General features: G+C 61.7%; 15 protein-coding genes. 4 read left to right on the top strand and 11 right to left on the bottom strand.

The features are described from left to right. Window positions 1-4: 4 nt before the first annotated feature. The 11 genes from WDB91_RS17300 to WDB91_RS17250 form a co-directional block, all read right to left on the bottom strand. Entirely contained in the window at window positions 5-571 is a 567-nt protein-coding gene (locus WDB91_RS17300) for a peroxidase-related enzyme (RefSeq protein WP_339115394.1), read from the bottom strand. Next, window positions 571-1,050 carry an esterase gene (locus WDB91_RS17295; RefSeq protein WP_339115393.1) on the bottom strand — a complete coding sequence of 160 codons (480 nt, stop codon included), beginning with the start codon at window positions 1,048-1,050 and terminating at the stop codon, window positions 571-573. Before WDB91_RS17295 ends, WDB91_RS17300 begins: the two co-directional genes overlap by 1 nt. Beyond that, the gene (locus tag WDB91_RS17290; protein WP_339115604.1) at window positions 1,047-2,513 is read right to left on the bottom strand and encodes an NAD(P)/FAD-dependent oxidoreductase; all 1,467 of its coding nucleotides are present in this window, start codon (window positions 2,511-2,513) and stop codon (window positions 1,047-1,049) included. Before WDB91_RS17290 ends, WDB91_RS17295 begins: the two co-directional genes overlap by 4 nt. After that, the gene (locus WDB91_RS17285) at window positions 2,513-3,484 is read right to left on the bottom strand and encodes a LysR family transcriptional regulator (protein ID WP_339115392.1); all 972 of its coding nucleotides are present in this window, start codon (window positions 3,482-3,484) and stop codon (window positions 2,513-2,515) included. Before WDB91_RS17285 ends, WDB91_RS17290 begins: the two co-directional genes overlap by 1 nt. Window positions 3,485-3,746: 262 nt before the next feature. Next, a complete protein-coding gene (locus tag WDB91_RS17280; protein ID WP_339115391.1) occupies window positions 3,747-4,223 on the bottom strand; it encodes an Lrp/AsnC family transcriptional regulator in 477 nt (158 codons plus the stop codon). Between the two features lie 26 nt (window positions 4,224-4,249). Continuing rightward, window positions 4,250-4,978: a haloacid dehalogenase type II gene (locus WDB91_RS17275; protein ID WP_339115390.1), complete on the bottom strand. Its 729-nt coding sequence runs from the start codon at window positions 4,976-4,978 to the stop codon at window positions 4,250-4,252. Window positions 4,979-5,217: 239 nt separating this feature from the next. Then, the gene (locus tag WDB91_RS17270; RefSeq protein WP_339115389.1) at window positions 5,218-7,272 is read right to left on the bottom strand and encodes an NADH:flavin oxidoreductase; all 2,055 of its coding nucleotides are present in this window, start codon (window positions 7,270-7,272) and stop codon (window positions 5,218-5,220) included. 67 nt (window positions 7,273-7,339) lie between these two features. After that, window positions 7,340-8,962: an ABC transporter ATP-binding protein gene (locus WDB91_RS17265; RefSeq protein WP_339115388.1), complete on the bottom strand. Its 1,623-nt coding sequence runs from the start codon at window positions 8,960-8,962 to the stop codon at window positions 7,340-7,342. A gap of 1 nt (window position 8,963) precedes the next feature. Next, the gene (locus WDB91_RS17260) at window positions 8,964-9,824 is read right to left on the bottom strand and encodes an ABC transporter permease (protein ID WP_339115387.1); all 861 of its coding nucleotides are present in this window, start codon (window positions 9,822-9,824) and stop codon (window positions 8,964-8,966) included. Next, complete coding sequence (locus WDB91_RS17255; RefSeq protein WP_339115386.1) at window positions 9,821-10,765, bottom strand: ABC transporter permease; 945 nt, start codon at window positions 10,763-10,765, stop codon at window positions 9,821-9,823. Before WDB91_RS17255 ends, WDB91_RS17260 begins: the two co-directional genes overlap by 4 nt. Continuing rightward, complete coding sequence (locus WDB91_RS17250; protein ID WP_339115385.1) at window positions 10,762-12,375, bottom strand: ABC transporter substrate-binding protein; 1,614 nt, start codon at window positions 12,373-12,375, stop codon at window positions 10,762-10,764. The genes WDB91_RS17255 and WDB91_RS17250 overlap by 4 nt, the downstream gene beginning before the upstream one ends. Before the next feature lie 255 nt (window positions 12,376-12,630). Here WDB91_RS17250 and WDB91_RS17245 point away from each other — a divergent pair, with 255 nt between their 5' ends. Genes WDB91_RS17245 through WDB91_RS17230 form a run of 4 tightly spaced genes read left to right on the top strand, consistent with a single transcriptional unit; the run spans window position 12,631 to window position 17,096 of the window. Beyond that, a complete protein-coding gene (locus tag WDB91_RS17245) occupies window positions 12,631-14,055 on the top strand; it encodes an aldehyde dehydrogenase family protein (protein WP_339115384.1) in 1,425 nt (474 codons plus the stop codon). Continuing rightward, window positions 14,042-15,556: a lyase family protein gene (locus tag WDB91_RS17240; RefSeq protein ID WP_339115383.1), complete on the top strand. Its 1,515-nt coding sequence runs from the start codon at window positions 14,042-14,044 to the stop codon at window positions 15,554-15,556. The genes WDB91_RS17245 and WDB91_RS17240 overlap by 14 nt, the downstream gene beginning before the upstream one ends. Beyond that, complete coding sequence (locus tag WDB91_RS17235; protein WP_339115382.1) at window positions 15,553-16,755, top strand: MFS transporter; 1,203 nt, start codon at window positions 15,553-15,555, stop codon at window positions 16,753-16,755. Before WDB91_RS17240 ends, WDB91_RS17235 begins: the two co-directional genes overlap by 4 nt. Further along, window positions 16,752-17,096, top strand: coding sequence for a tRNA-binding protein (locus tag WDB91_RS17230; protein WP_339115381.1), 345 nt, complete (start codon window positions 16,752-16,754; stop codon window positions 17,094-17,096). Before WDB91_RS17235 ends, WDB91_RS17230 begins: the two co-directional genes overlap by 4 nt. Window positions 17,097-17,103: the final 7 nt, after the last annotated feature.

Genomic DNA, 17,103 nt, shown 5'->3' with positions numbered 1-17,103 from the left:
GTTGTCAGGCAGCGGGTGCCGCGTGCCCCAGAACATGCATCAGCCGGTTCGCCCAGCCGAAGATCGCGATAGAATGGATAAGGTCGATGATCTCCTCATCCGACATGCCCTGCGCCCGAAGGGCCGCCACATCCTCCGCTCGGGCCTCGCTCGGTGTCACCGAGAGCTTGCGGGCAAAGGCATAGATGGCGGCATCGCGCGCACCCAGTGCCTCGGGCTGGCCCACGAATAGCGCGCTGACGGCGGTATCGCTCTTGGCCAGCTGCGCCTGACGGCGGGCATGGACCACGGCGCAATATTTGCAGCCATTCACCATGGAGGCACCCAAGGCCCCAAGTTCGCGATCGGCACGGTTGAGCCCGCCCTCGGCATACATGATCGCATTGAACAGAACGGTGCGCGCCACATAGCTTTCGGGGTCATGGGCCAGCGTGCGCACATAGTCCGAGACCTTGGTGGCCGAGGGCGTGACCTTCATCGCGTCGAGTTGCTCGGGGGTGGCCTCGGACAGTTTGACCGGTTCGATATAGGGATACCATTCGAGCGGTTTGATACGGACGGTAGGGATCATCAGGACCTCAACAGGCGCAGACCGGCGGCAACACGGGTCTGGAAATTCACGAAAGCGATCAGTTCGGACAGCGCGATGATCTGCGGCGAGCTGAGCCCTGCCGCCTCGAGCGCGCGGATATGCTCGGGGCCTGCCTGCCACGGTGTCAGCGTGACCATGTCAACATGGCGCGCGATCGCGGCATGCGGCGCCTCGAGCCCTGTCGCGCCATTCCCGAGCGCGACCAGCGGATCGAGCGGATCAAGATGGGCCAGCGCTTCGGAATATTGCGCCACCAGCGCCTCGTCCTCGTTCAGGCGCGCCATCCGCAAGGCCAGCGCGTGGCGCAGATCGCCATCGAGACCCAGCCCGTGTTCGGGTGCGAGCACGGATGCACGGCAGATCTCGGCCCCTTCCACAAATTCGGGACGGGCCCTGCGGGCACGGTAGACCGGGTCTTGCGGCTTCAGGCCCGCCGCGAGGTCTAGGGCATCACTCATACGGAAGCTCCTTCATGAAGGCTGAGGGTCGCATCGACCCATTCGTCCCCTTGAAGTTCGGGGGTGTCATAGGCTTGCAGGTTCTTGAAATGGGTCTCGACATCTTCGGCAAAGAGCGAGGCGGCAATCCCCTGCACCAACCGCTCGGCACCGGCACTGACTGCCGGAATATCGCCCGAAACCTTACCATGGGTCAGCATGGCAGCGTCATTGAAACAATGGATATGGGCCAGCATCGGACAGCTGCCCGGCTCGCGTTCGCGGAACTCGAAATCCGGCCCCAGATCCGGCGCATCCGACAGGCCTGCGCGCGGGCGGCCCATCTCGGGGGTCTCGCGCCCGTCCTTCCAGCGCCGGATGAAAGGCGCGAAATTCGCGAACTCGGCCCGCCCGTCGAAATCGTTCACGAACCCTGTCGCCGCGATCAGGAAATCGAAGCGCATCTCGCCTTGTGTCGTCTCGATGACCAGTTCGTTCTGCTCGACAGCCATGCTCTCCAGCCCGCAATCGAGGAAGAAGCGCGCATTCTCGTGACGGCTCACACGCAGCGTCGAATTGCGCGGCGGCGGCGTCTGGGTCCGGGCGGTATAATCGAAGAACTTCCATTTCCACAGATCGGGCAGACGGTGCATGCCCTGCACCACGCCATAGCTTCCGATCCCAGTCATCTTGTTGATCCGCGGCATCTCCTTGCGCCGGATCAGCATATCGACCGACCCCGCGCCCGCCTCGAGCGCCGTCGCCGCATTATCCATCGCCGAGGCCCCGGCGCCGATCACCGCAATCCGTTTGCCCTTGAGGGCGTCAAAATCGATATCATCGGCAGAGTGCGCCCAGAAGCGCGGATCGATGGCGCGGATCATTTCGGGCACATAGGTGCCGCCGAGCCCCGAGCGGCCCGTTGCCAGAACCAGCCTGCGGGTCAGGATGCGCCCCGTTTCGGCCCCCTCGACGGTGACGGCGATCAGATCACCCTCCTGTTCGAGAGAGGTCATGCGCACATCGTTTTTCACCGGCAGGTCCAGCGCCTTACGATACCAGACCAGATAGTCCATCCACTGGTTCTTCGGGATCTTGTCGAGCGCGTCCCATGCCGCCTGTCCCCATTGCGCAACAAACCACGCGCGGAAGGTCAGGCGCGGAAGTCCCAGCGCGGGGCCGGTCAGGATCTTGGGCGAGCGCAGCGTTTCCATCCGCGCGAAGGTGACCCATGGGCCTTCCTGACCTTCGGGGGCCGCATCATAGGTCACGATATTGTCGATCCCGCTGAAGACCAGCTTGGCAGTGGCTGTCAGACCGCACATACCCGCGCCGATCACCACGACATCGCGGACCTCCTCGCCCTTGTGCTGACGCTGCGGGACCCATGATTTCGCCGGCAGTTCCAGAAGCGAGAGATCCTCGGCCAGTTGCGCTTCCAGCGCGGCCAATCCCGCATTCTGTGACGGGAGAGTGTTATCCATCATGTTTCCGTTCCATAGTTCGAGAATTCGGGCGCCGGAGGCGTGAGCCCGCCGGCAAGCGCCGGGTCAAGCCGCGCAAAACCCGGGATGAGACGTTCGGCATTGGCCTCGACCTGATCGGCAAGCCGCATGGCCGTCGCACTCAGGGGCCGACCCTTTGCCGTCAGCACCCCCCAGTAGAAGGGCACCTCCGCATCGATCGGGCGGATCACGACGCCTGGCACATTCATGCCCCACGCGGAGACCGGATCGATAATCGCCGCAGCCCCTGTGCGGCTGACAATCTGTAGCGCCGCATAGGAAATATTGGTGCGGATTACCTGCCCCACCTGCACGCCGCGCGCGGCCAATACCCGCGCCACATGCATCTGGAACCTGAGTGGATTGAGCATGGTGACCATCAGCCGGTTGGCGAGGCTATCCACAGGCACCACCTCTTGGGCTGCCAGCGGATCATCCTCACGCAGGGCGATGGCATCAGGGGCGCTATAAAGCCGCAAGACCTCGACGCCCGACGTATCAAGCGGCAAGCTGCAATAACCCAGCTCCGCCCGTCCGCTGCGCACTTCCTGCACGACGACCGAAGGTAGGAACTGGCCCACATGGGTCTCCTGCGGCAGACCCGCCGTTCCGAGATCCGCCAGCGCGGCAGGGATCAGACTCGTGCCGATCGCCGAGATACTGGCAACTTGCAGGATACGCCCCCTGCCCGCGGCAATCATCTTGGCCCGTGCGGCCAGCTCGCCAAAGGACATCAGAAGACGCCGGGCCTCATCGCCAAAGGCGAGCCCCTCCTCGGTGATCTGGATCCCCCGCCCCACACGATGCAACAGCGCAAAGCCCAGTTCGGCTTCGAGATCCTGCACCGTGCGCGAGACGGAAGGCTGCGATGTGCCGATCTTGGCCGCCGCTTTGGTGATGCTTCCCTCTTCGATCACGCTCAGGAATATCTGGAGGTCTCTGGTGTCCATCGCTCACAAATACAAAATATGAATTACTAAGTCATCTTCATTCATATTACGTATGAGTCAAAGCTTTTTGGAAACCAGCCTCGCCAAGTCGGATAAAAGGCGAGAAATTAGGCATACACCCATAAAACACCGCAGATTATGCGTGTTTACGCGCCATTCAGGCCAACCTGAACGGCGCGACGAACGTGGCGGCATATGCGCCACGCCAAGGCCTCTTTTGTCGGAAAGACGGGGCGCAATACCACCCCGCGTGGCCGAGTGCTCAGAGCAGATCTTCGAGCGGCACGATGCTTTTCTGGATCGGGGATTTGATCACGATATAGCTGAAATATTGCGAGATCCCGAGATTGCGCTCCAGTAGCGCCTCGATAGTCTCGTGATATTCGGACACGTTGCGGGAGGTGAATTTTACCAGATAGTCATAGCCGCCTGAAATCAGATGGCATTCCGATACCTGACGCAACCGCCCGACTTCCTGCTCGAAGCGCGAGAACAGCTCGCGCCGGTGATCGGACAGGGTAAATTCCGTGAAGACGGTAACGGGCTGCGAGACCTTGGTCATATCGACCTGCGCCCCGTAGCCCGCGATCACCCCCGCCGCCTCCATCCGCTTGATCCGCTGGAGGCAGGGAGAGGCCGACAAACCCACATGCTCCGATAGCCGTACATTGGAGATACGGCCATTTTTCATCAGCTCGTTGAGAATACTGATGTCGATACGGTCGAGTTTGATCGTCACGTCGAGGGGATCCGTCTGTTAGGTCTTCAGGAGGCTTTGCGCAGCGCGGCCTGGTGGGCCGCAACCAGATCCGCCATCGAATTGAAGCGGAAATCGTAATTCGGCATCTCGCCCGGGTTCATCGTGGCACCGAAGCCTTTTTTGTCATGGCGGCGGTAGATCCACGCGGAGGTCAGGCCGTGACGGTTGGCGGGCTTGTGATCGTGGAACATGCTTTCGGCGGTGTGCAGAATCTCGTGTTTCTCGATCCCGACACGCGCCAGATGTTCGATCATATAATCGAAGTTCCTGTCGGACGGCTTGTAGCTGCCCACATCCTCGGCGGTATAGACGTGATCGAAGGTCACACCCAGCTTGTCATTGGAATGTTTGAACGAGGCCGCATCGACATTGGTCAGCACACAGAGTTTGAAGTATTTCTGCAGATATTGCAGGGCGCCCGCCGAATCCTCGAACGCGGGCCAGTTCTTCACCGACTGGCCATAGGTCTCGCATTCCTCCCAAGTGACCGGAATATCCCATTCCTCGGCGAGGCGGCGATAGACGGTTGCCAGCAGGCGGGAATAGGGCATCGCGGGGGTCCAGCGCTGCTGGGTGCTTTCATGATAGGCATGCGCCTCGAGGATCTGATCGCGCGACAGGGGCGATGCCAGCCGCGCCGTCAGCGGCTTCAGCCCCTCGACCATGCCGCTTTCCCAATCGATGAGCGTGCCATAGACATCGAAGGTCAGGATCTTGTAATCATTCAGGTTCATTGAGGTTTTCCTTCAGGGTTTCACGCCATAGAGGCAGATCTCAACGGGATGTTCACTGATGTCGTCCCATTGCTAGTTGTGCGCCGGATCAAGGCAAGAGGATTTCCCGCAAGGCCGTCATATCCTCGCAGGCTCTGCGCCAGATCCGGCCATATGAGCGGATTTTAGGCGCAGCAACGTGGCTGCGCCGAATTTTTATGCTGCCCATATGGATAAGTACGGACAGCTTCTGCCTCCCCTCAGATCACGAGGCAGAGGCGGAAGGCGTCATAGATCGCGGCATGGATCGAGCGCGAGGCAACCGCATCGCCGATGGCAAAGAGCGCATAGCCCTCGCCTTTGGCAGGCGTGCCGGGTTGCGGCTTGAGCGCCAGCAACTCGTCGAGTTGTGTCTCGCCATTATTGGCCGAAGCGCTCCGCATCTCCTGATACAGCTCGTCATAGGGCAGCGAGCCGTGATCGACGACCACATCATCCACCTCATAGGCAATCCGCTCGCCCGTCAGCATATGGACCATGGTCACCTTCAGCCCGTTGCCCGAGCGCTCGACCTTGCGGATCTCGAGGTCGATATCGACCTTCGTATGGAGCGCCGCAAGCTTCTTGCGATAGGTGATGCGCGATTGGTATTCCATCTCCTGCGCCATGAATTCATCCATTGTCGTCAGGCTGACATCGCGGCCCATCTCGGCCAGCGTCAGCGCGGTGGACGGTGCCTGATGGCGGCCGGTGCCATCCACGACCAACACTTTCTGGCCGATAGTCTGCGGCTCGTTGAGCGCATCCCATGTGGATTTCACCAGCTCCTCGCCGCCCTCCGGGACGGTGGTATCCGGCAGACCGCCGGTTGCCATAATCACCACATCGGGGGCCTCTGCCGCAATCTCTTCCTCGCCGGCAAAGCAATCGGTCACGACCTTCACGCCCAGATGCTCAAACTCGACCACACGCCAGTCGACGATCGCGATCAGATCCCGACGCCAGCCCGCAAGTGCCGCGATCAGCACCTGACCGCCCAGCTTCGGGCCCGCCTCGAACAGCGTCACCTGATGGCCACGCTCGGCCAGAACACGCGCGGCCTCAAGCCCCGCAGGACCGCCGCCCACTACCACGGCCTTCTTCTGCACCTCCGCCTTCGGCACGATATGGGGAAGTTTATATTCGCGGTTCGATGACGCATTATGGATGCAGTTGCCTAACCGGTAGAGGCAATGCGAGGTGCCGATACAGGGGCGGATGCGGTCGGCCTCGCCCTGTTCGAGCTTGCGCACGATATAGGGGTCGGCGATGTGGGCGCGGGTCATGCCTACCAGATCGAGCAGCCCTTCGGAAATCGCGTAACGTGCGGTTTCCAGATCGGGAATGCGCGCGGCATGAAAGACCGGCAGCTTCACCTGTTTCTTGAACTCGCCCACGGTTTTCAGGAAAGGCGCCGAGGGGCGGGCCATATTGGGGATGTTGTGCTCGACCAGCGCCAGCCCCGTATCCATCTTGCCAAAGATGCAGTTGAAGAAATCAATCGAGGTCTCCTGCTGCAGGATACCCGCAATCTCGAGACATTCATCGAAATTCAGACCGATATTCTCGCCTTCATCAACCACATAGCGCATGCCGACGACGAAATCGTCGCCCACTTCGCGGCGGATGGAGTCATGCAACTCCAGTGCGAAACGCACACGGTTCTGCACCGAGCCGCCCCATTTATCGGTCCGGAAGTTGGTCAGCGGCGAGAAGAACTGGCCGATCAGGTGGCCGCCTGCCAACGTCTCCAGCCCGTCAAAACCGCCCTCTTTCAATCGGCGCGCAGCCGCGGTGTAATCGCGGATCACGCGGCGGATGTCGTGCTCGTCCATCTCGTGGGCAATCGCACGGTGACGCATCTCGCGCAGGCGCGACGGCCCCAGCGCGGGCAACCAGTCGCGCACCGTCGCATCGGCACGGCGCCCCAGATGCGAGATCTGGCACATGATATGGGCACCATGTTTGTGCACACGCGCGGACATCTGTTGCAGATAGGGGATAGCGTCATCATGGCTGACATCCATCTGGTTGCCGCCCCAGTTGCTGTCAGGGCTGACCTGCGAGGAGCCGCCGATCATGGTCATCGCCAGACCGCCCTTGGCCTTTTCCTCGTGATAGGCCTGATACTGTTCACGCGGATAGCCGCCACCGCCTGCGGTCGCCGCATGCGAGGTCGAAATGATGCGGTTGCGCATCGTCAGATGTTTCAGCTTGAACTCGGTCAACAGCGGATCGCGGGTGCGCAGCTGTGCCGGTTTTGCGTGGGTATTCATCTTGCTCTCCGTTGGATTTTTGCGCAGCGGGCCCTCGTTATGCGGCCCGTTCCAATGATCTGGGGCCTCAATAATGACCTTGCCCCGTCACCTCTTCCAGCCAGCCGCGGCGCAGTTGCGGCACGGCGCGGACGAGATCGCGGGTATAGGAATGCTGGGGGTCGGCGCTCAGGCGGTCACGAGGGGCACGTTCGACCTCGCGGCCTTTGTAGAGGACCATCACCTCGTTACACATCGCCTCGACCTTCCCGAGATCGTGACTGATGAAGAGATAGGACAGGCCCAGCTCGCGCTGGAGCTCGACGAGCAACTCGATCACCGCATTGGCCACCACCGTATCAAGCGCCGACGTCACCTCGTCGCAGATCACCAGTGACGGCTCGGCGGCCAGCGCACGCGCCAGATTGATCCGCTGCTTCTGCCCGCCCGACAGCTCGCGCGGCGACAGATCCGCCAGATGCGCTGGAAGCCGCACCATATCCAGCAGCTCCAGCACCCGCTTGCGCCGCGCCTCGCGCCCCAGCCCATGGTAGAATTTCAACGGGCGGCCAAGGATATCGGCATTGCTCAAGCGCGGATTGAGCGCGGTATCGGCCATCTGGAAGGCGATCTGCAACTCGCGCCGGTCCTGTTTCGACCGCTTGCGTGCATTGGTGATATTCAGTTCGCGCCCGTTCAGGAGCCCATAACCATGCGCGGCAGGCAATAGCCCCGCCAGCACCCGCCCCATGGTCGATTTCCCCGAGCCGGATTCCCCGATCAGCCCCAGTGTCTGGCCCTTGCCGATCTTGAAGGAGATATCGCGTAGCACCGGATGTCGGGGCATATTGTTGCGGATCGGGCCGTAACCTGCGGTCAGCATCGCGACCTCCAGCACCGTATCGGGATCAGTGGTGGTGTCCAGCTCCAGCCGGCGCGGCTCCGAGGCTTTCAGGAGCGCCGAGGTAAAGCCCGATTGCGGGCGTTCCAGCACGGCACCGGCCTCGTTATTCTCCATCACCTGCCCGTCTTTCAACACGATGATCCGGTCGGCAATCTGCGCGACCACACCCAGATCATGGCTGACATAGATGGCGGTCACGCCCTGCTGGCGGATCATATCCTTGAAGGCCTTCAGCACCTCGACCTGCGTGGTCACATCCAGCGCGGTGGTCGGCTCGTCGAAGATCATCACCTCGGGGGTATTCATCATCGCCATCGCCGCCATCATCCGTTGCAACTGGCCGCCCGAGACCTGATGGACGTAACACTCGCCGATCGTCTCGGGATCGGGCAGCGCCATCGTGGCCATCAGCTCTTTCTGGCGGGCCAGTGCTGCGTCCTTGGACATGGTGTTATGCAGCTTCGCGGCCTCGACCACCTGCGAGCGGATACGTTTGACGGGGTTGAACGCGGCTGCCGCCGATTGTGCGACATAGGAAATGTCGCGCCCCCGATAGTCCCGCAGCTGCGCCTTGGACAGGGCGCGCACATCGCGCTGGCCCACACGGATCTGCCCCTTGGAGATCGTGCAGCCCGGACGCGCATAGCCCATGAGCGAAAGCGCGATGGTAGATTTGCCCGAGCCGGACTCGCCGATCAGTGCCACCACCTCACCCTTTTTGGCCGAGAAGGAGACATCGCGGACAATCTCGCGCCCCGCGGCCTCGATGGTCAGGCCCTGAACCTCGATGAAACTCTGATCGGTCATCTCAGCGCTCCTTCTTCTGTGCGGAGATGGCATCGACCATCAGCGTCATCGACATGGTCAGCGACAAGAGCGCCAGGGCAGGTGCGAAGATCGCAAGCGCCCCATAGCTCAGCCCCATCATATTCTCGGCAATCAGCGCACCCCAATCGGCTTCGGGCGGCTGCACACCCAGCCCGAGGAAGGACAGGCCCGACAAAAGAAGCGCGATATAGATGAACATGATCCCGAAATGGGTAACGAGATTGGGCAGGATATTGGGCAGGATCTCGCGGAAGATGATATAGAGCGGCCCCTCGCCGCGCACATGCGCCGCATCGATGAATTCAAGCCGCGACACATTCATCGCCGCCGCCCGCACATTGCGGTAGGCCGAGGGGATATAGAGCGCGGTGATCACAATCACCAGAACGGGGATCGAGGTGCCGAACCCCGCCACGGCCACCAGTGCGAAAATGGTGGAAGGCAGCGAGTTGACGGTATCCATCAGCCACGAGAGCGCCGTATCCAGAGGTCCACGCACCAGTGTAACCCCCACCCCGAGGATCAGCCCGAAAAACAGTGCAAGCCCCGCAGTCAGGAACGGCAGGCCCACGGTATATTTGGCCCCCGTCATGATCCGCGACAGCACATCGCGGCCCAGATAGTCGGTGCCAAGCCATGTCTGCGCGGTAGGCGGGCCCAGCACATTCCAGCTGTCGATGAATTCGCCCGGATCATGGGGCGTCAGCCAGTCGCCGAAAATGGCGATGAAGGCCCAGAACAGGAAGACAATAGCACCCATCACCGACAGGATCGGCCAGTTTGGCAGGACGGGGCGGCGCAGGCCGCGCGCGGGGCGCGATACGGAACTGTCCATCATCATGCGCTCCTCAGTTTGGGGTTGGCAAGAATGGCGATCACATCGGCGATCAGCACCAGCACAAGGAAACCGGCACAAAAGATCAGCGCGCAGGCCTGCATGAGCGGCAGATCGCGGTTCGAGACGCTATCGACCATCAGCTTGGTCAGTCCCGGATAGGCGAAGATCACCTCGACGAAGACCACACCTGAAATCAACGCGTTCAGCGACAGCGCCGAGGCATTGACGATCGGCCCCGCCACATTGGGCAGCGCATGGAAGACGGTGGCACGCAGGCTGGTCGAGCCCTTGAGAACGGCTGTCTCCACATAGGGTTCGTTCATCTGCTGCAGCAAGATCGCCCGCGTCATCCGCGCCATCTGTCCGATCACCGACAAAGACAGCGCGATCACCGGCAGGGCCATCGTATGGAGCAGCCCGCCGAAAGAGGTCACACGGTCGATAGAGGAGAGCGCCGGAAACCAGCCCGTCCAGACCGACAGCACCAGAACGATGACGGTGGCAATCAGGAAGGACGGTGTCGAAAGCGCGATAATCGACAGGAAGGTGGTGAGCCGGTCGAAGACCGAATTGGGCCGCATGGCCGAAGCAATACCCAGCACCAGCGACACCGGAATGGCCACCAGCGTCGACAGACCCGCCAACAGAAGCGAATTGCCCAGACGGGTTGAGATCACCTCGGTCACCGGACGCCCGTCCACCAGCGAAACGCCGAAATCCCCATGGGCGATCCCGCCAAGCCAGTGAAGGTAACGCATGAGTTCCGACTGATCGAGCCCCATCTTGGCGCGCAGTGCGGCCAGCGTCTCGGGCGTCGCATCCTGTCCCAGAAGGCTCGCCGCCGCATCGCCCGGCAGGCTGCCCGACACCAGAAACACCAGCGTCGCAACCAGCCAGAGCGTCAGCAGCCCCAGAACGATACGTTTGAGGATCAGCGCAATCATGCGTCAAGCCAAACGTTTTCGGCGAAGGCATAGCCCATCATATTGCCGGTCGGGATCGGCTCGAGCCCTTTGAGCGAGGAGCTATGCGCATCGATATTGCTGAAGAAGACCGGAATGCCCGAGCCCGCTTCGTTGGAGACCATCTCCTGCATATCGGCATAGAGCGAGGCGCGTTTGTCCTCGTTGGTCTCGACACGCGCGGCCAGGAGCGCCTGATCGAATTTGTCGCTCTTCCATTTCGAGGAATTATAAGCCCCGTCCGACGCATAGCAGAGCGAGAAGATCATATCGGCAGTCGGGCGCTGGGTAATGGTCCCGAAACCGAAGGGCACTTTCATCCAGACATTCGACCAATAGCCGTCAACCGGCACACGCTGCACGTCGATGGTAAGCCCGATCTCCTTGGCCGATTGCTGCAGGATCAGCGCCATATCCAGCGTATTGCCGACGCCTGCCGAAGCCACCAGAGGAATGCTCTGGCCCATGACACCCGCCTTTTGCAGATGGAATTTGGCCTTTTCGGGGTCGAATTCGCGCCGTGCGAGGCTTTCGTTGAAATATTTCATCGTCGGCGCGATGGGCTGGTCATTGGCAACAGTGGCGAAATCGCGGTAGATCGAGTTCTGGATCGTCTGACGGTCCAGCAGGTATTTCATTCCCAGCGCGAAATCATCGCTGCCGACGGTCGCATCGGTCTTTTGCATGATCAGATCCGAATAGGTGCCGGACTTGGTCACGAACAGCTCGACCCCCTTCGTCGTCTGGATCAGACGCGAGGAACGCGGATTGATACCGGTGGTCAGATTCACCTCGCCCGCACGCAGCGCGTTGAGCCGCGAACTTTCCTCGGGAAGACCGAAATACTCGATCGTATCGACGAATTGCAGACCGTCCTTGAAATACCCGTCATAGCGGCTGACCAGCGAGCGCACGCCCGGCTCGAAACTGTCGAGCTTGTAGGGGCCGGTGCCGATGCCCTTGGCGAAATCCGTCGTGCCTGCGGGCACGATCATCAGGTTGAAGGTGCCCAGAGCCACCGGCAGATCGAAATTGGCGCTGGCAAGGGTAATGGTCACTTCCGACGGGCTGTTCGCCGTCACGCCGGTGATATCCTTGGTATAGCTCGTCGCGCGCGAGGCGGTTGCGGGGTCATTATGGCGCAGGAGAGAAAACACCACGTCATCGGCGGTGAAGGAGCGGCCGTCATGGAAGGTCACGCCCTGACGCAGTTTGAAGACCCAGGTCTTGCCATCATCGCTCGCCCATTCGGTCGCCAGTTCCGGTTGCGGGGTCAATTGCCCGTCAAGCCGCGTCAGACCGTTATAGATCATGAAGCCGCGCGCATAATCGGTGCCGGAGCGGAACCATGCCGGATCGAGGGTCTCGGCGGTCGAGGAGGACGAGCCAGCCACCTTCAGATCTCCCCCGCGCTTGGGCGTCGCGGCAAAGGCGGATGTGGCAGAGCCTGCAACCAGTCCGGCAGAGGCGATGGTCATCCCCGATGCCACCAGCATCTTCATGACATCTCGGCGCGATGCGCCACGACGCATGCGATGGTGCAACTCGTGTCGCGCGCGGGCGGACAGGTAGGGAGTCTCGAAATCACGCATTCTGGGTCTCCTTGTTGGCGGGCTATTCTGGTTCGGGCCATCTGCCCGTGCTCGGGTCCGTTGCAGATCCCCTATGCCCGTTCGATGTCATCAAGACTGCGGCAGACCTTGGCGCAGAATCTGTATGAAATGGCGGCTTCAACCGTGGGATCTGTTTTTTATCGGGGCATTTTCTGCGGAATTATGGCTGGCAGGCGGGTTAGGTTTGGGTCCAGGGCCATACTCTCCTGGCCAATCGACACGACAGGACACGCCATGGATCAGACAAAATTCTATATTAACGGACAATGGGTTAGCCCGGAGTTCCCGCGCTATATCGACATTCTGAATCCCGCGGATGAAACGGTGTGCGGCAAGGTCGCCGCAGGATCGGCGGCCGATGTGGATCGTGCGGTGGATGCGGCCAAAGCTGCCCTCGCCCGCCCGCCTCTGTCCCTGTCAGAGCGTATTGCGCTCCTCTACCGCATCGCGGAGGAGATGGAGAAACGCGAGGAGGATCTCGCGCAGGTAATCACCGACGAGATCGGCGTGCCGCTCTGGTATGCGCGCAAGGGCCATGCCGCGGCAGGCCCCGCCCATATCCGCATCCTGTGCAAAGAGCTCGAGACATTTGCGTTCGAATGGATGCAGGGCGATACGCTCGTCACCCGCGTGCCGATCGGGATTGCGGCACTGATCACGCCGTGGAATGTGCCGATCAACCAGATCATCATCAAGGTCGCCCCCGCGCTGGCTGCAGGCTGTGCCACGATCCTCAAACCTTCGGAGATCGCGCCGGGAAATGCCACGATCATCGCCGAGATCATGGAGGCCGCGGGCGTGCCGGCGGGGCTCTTCAACCTGATCCATGGGGATGGGCCGGAGGTGGGGACGGCCCTGTCCTCGCATCCCGAGATAGACATGATCTCCTTTACCGGTTCGACCCGCGCGGGCGTGGCCGTCAGCCAGAGCGCCGCGCCTACCGTCAAACGCGTGGGCCTCGAGCTTGGCGGTAAATCGGCCAATATCCTTCTTGATGATGTGGATCTGGAAGACGCCGTAACCAAAGGTGTGCGCGCGTGCTTCATGAATTCGGGGCAGGCCTGTTCGGCGCCGACACGGCTGCTGGTGCCGCATGCGCTGATGGATCAAGCCGCCGGGATCGCCGCTCGCACCGCCAATTCGCTGACCGTGGGCCCGCCGCGCGCCGAGGGAACCGATCTGGGTCCCGTGGCAAGTGCCGCGCAATGGGCACGCATCCAGTCCTTCATCGAGACGGGCCTCTCCGAGGGCGGCCGTCTTGTCGCGGGCGGTCCGGGCCTGCCCGAGGGGCTCAATTGCGGGGCCTATGTCCGCCCCACCGTGTTTTCCCATATCACCCCCGAAATGACGCTGGCGCAGCAGGAAATCTTCGGTCCGGTTCTGGTGCTGATCGGCTACGGAGACGATGACGAGGCGATCCGCATCGCCAATGACACCGCCTATGGTCTGGCCGCCTATGTGCAGGGCAAGGATCTGGCCCGCGTGCGGGCCATCGGTCGCCGTTTGCGGGCGGGTCGGGTGCTGCTGAACTATCCCGCACTCGATCGCACCGCGCCCTTTGGGGGCTTCAAGCAATCGGGCAACGGGCGCGAGCAGGGCCGCTACGGGCTCGAAGAATTTCTGGAATATAGCGCCCTGATCGGCCATGGAACGGAGTAAGATGATGCGCGACAATCTACGGCCGGACCCGCCCGCGCGCACATTGCGCCCCGCATATATGGAGAGCTACAAGGAAGGCTTTGTCGAGGATACCGCAGGCTATATCCACTCCTACGATATGGCGCATGTGCTGATGCTGGGCGAGCGGGGTATCCTGCCTGCCGAGACAGCGCTTGGCGTGCTGGCGGGCCTGCGCGAGATGGACCGCCTCGGCATGGCCGACTGCCGTCGCAAGGCGGGCGGCGGCAACCATGCAGGCGAGGCATGGCTGACCGAACATAAGGGCGCGGCCATTGGCGGGGCCATCGGGCTCGCGCGCTCCTCGGGGGATCTGTCGGCGATTTCCTTCCGTATGTATGCCCGCCACACCCTGCTGGAACTGCGCAAGGGGCTCGTGGAGCTGCGCGCCGCGCTGGTGGAATTTGCCAGCCGCCATGTGGATCACGTCCTGCCGGGCAACACCCATGGCCAGCATGCCCAGCCCATCACATTCGCGCTTTGGGCGATGATGTATAATGACGCACTGGCCCGCGATTGTGCCCGCTTGGGCGAGACCATCGCCCGCGCCAATCACAGCCCCGCCGGAGCCGGGATCATGTCGGGGACAGAATTTCCCATAGACCGTAGCCGCATCGCACAGCTTCTGGGTTTTGACTCGGTGCTGACCAACACGCTTGATGCCGCCCTCAGCCATGATCTGGAGATGGAGTTTGCCTCCACGCTGAACATGCTGTGCTACACGCTCTCGCGCATGGCCGAGGATCTGTTCCTGTGGAACACCACCGAATATGACCTGATCACCCTGCCCGACTGGTTCATCGGGATCTCCTCGATGATGCCGCAAAAGCGCAACCCCGACGGGTTGCAGGATCTGCGCCATCTCTCGACACAGGCGCAGGCCACGCTGACCATGGTCATGGGCACCGAACGCGGCCCGACCGGCTTCCCGATCATCGAGCGACGCAATTCCGACCGCTCCCTGCGTCAGCTGGCCCGTGCCTTGGGCGAAAGGCTCGCGATCCTGCCGGACCTGTTGCACGATATGGAGGTCAAATCAGCGCGCGCTGAAAGCCATGCCAATCTCTACTGGGCCAGCGTCACCGATCTGGCCGGTGCACTCGTGCGGCAGAACCGTATCGACTGGCGCAGGGCGCATGGTCTGGTTGCGGGATTTGTGCGGGACTGCATCGCCAAGGGCCAACCGCCCTACGAGATGTCCGCCGATGATTTCAACGCCTATGCAAGCCGTTCCGGCGCGCTGAAGATCACTCTCGACGAGGCCGTCTTCACCCGCGCGCTCGATGCGCGCGCCTTTGTCAGCCGCCGCGATACATTCGGCGGGCCCGGCCCCGAGGCAATGGATCACGCGATCTCGCAGGCCACCAGCGCGCTCGCCCATGAACGACAGGCTCTGCAGGCGCTCGAGACGACCTTGGCCAAAGCACAGGAAAACCTTCTGGCAACGGTCGACACTGCCGTGAAGGGACAGCGCTTCGTATGACCTCTTCTACGGCCGCGCCCGTCAAGGGCTCGAAGAAAGCCATCTGGTCCGTGGGCTATGTCCACGGGCTCAGCCATCTCTATATGCTGGCCTTACCGCCGCTTTTCCCGCTTCTGGGCAAAGGGCTGGATGTCACACTGGGCCAGTTGGCCATCGTGCTGGCAGGGTTCAACCTGATTACCGCGGCCACGCAATATCTGGCCGGCATTCTGGTCGATCGTTTTGGCGGGCTGCGCTGCCTGAGGCTGGGGCTGGCGCTTTCGGCTCTCGGCATGCTCGGTGCCGCACTTGCACCCGATATCTGGACCTTCGGGCTGGCCTATTGGCTGGCGGGGCTGGCCAATGCCATCTACCACCCTGCGGATTTCCGTCTGTTGAACCGCTGCGTCGCCAAGGAGAGGCGCGCCTTCGGCTTTTCGATCCATAGTTTCAGCGGCAATCTGGGCTTTGCACTGGCCCCTGCGCTCCTTGCCCCCTTGGGCTTTGCCTTCGGATGGCGTGCAGCCTTCCTTTTTGCCGCGCTTGTCGCGATCCCAGGATTGATCGCCCTGGCCATGCTGGACCCCGATGCAGCGGAGGCGCGCGGAAGTTACCGTTCCAGACACAGGCTGCATGACGTCATGAACAGCCGCACCGTGATGCAACTGCTGGTCTTTGCGCTCTTCTCTATCGTGTCCGGCGGGGTGCAGGGCTACTCGGTCCTCGCGGGAATACAGCATTTTGGCTATGGAATGCACGAGCTGAACACGATCCTGTCCCTCTATCTGCTGATCGGCACCGCTGGCATTCTGGCGGGGGGCCAATGGCTCCAACGCGGCGGTAGCGAGATCCTTACCTTCGCCATGGGTATCTTTCTGGGGATGGTAGGCTGGTGTATCGCTTGGTCTGGCACGGGTGGCGTGATCGGCTATGGCGCGGGCATGCTGCTTCTGGGCTTTGCCATGGGGGTGATCCTGCCTGCGCGCGATCTGCTGGTGGCGCGTGCCACCCCCGTGCACCTGCAGGGGCGGACCTACGGCTTCGTCACCACCGGCATCAATATCGGCCAGTTTCTGGCCCCGGCGATCATCGCCCCACTCATCCAGCACGGAATGACAAATTTCTTCTACCTGCTGCTTCTCGAAGTCCTGACTCTGGCTCTTGTCATCGGCCTTCTAAGCCGTAATTCTGCCCCCTCGAACAAAAGGATCCTCTCATGACTGCCAAACCCGTTGCCGATTACAGCAATTTCGAGGCTCTCGACCTGCGCATCGGTCGCATCACCGAAGTCAAACCTTTCCCGCGTGCGCGTAACCCTTCTTATAAGGTCGCGGTGGATTTTGGCGAGGAAATCGGCGTCAAATGGTCCTCGGCCCAGATCACCCGCTATTCCGAAGAGGAGCTTCTGGGAAAATCGGTCGTCTGCATCGTGAATTTCGCGCCCCGCAACATCGCCGGTTTCCAGTCCGAGGTGCTGATCATGGGCGCTGCCAATGCCGCCGGTGAAACCGTTATCCTGACCCCCGAAAGCGACGCCACGATCGGCGGCGCGATCTACTGAGGAGAAG

Origin of the sequence: Thioclava sp. GXIMD2076, from assembly GCF_037949795.1 — a bacterium.
GTDB lineage: Bacteria > Pseudomonadota > Alphaproteobacteria > Rhodobacterales > Rhodobacteraceae > Thioclava > Thioclava kandeliae.
This window is presented reverse-complemented; position numbering and strand designations above follow the sequence as displayed.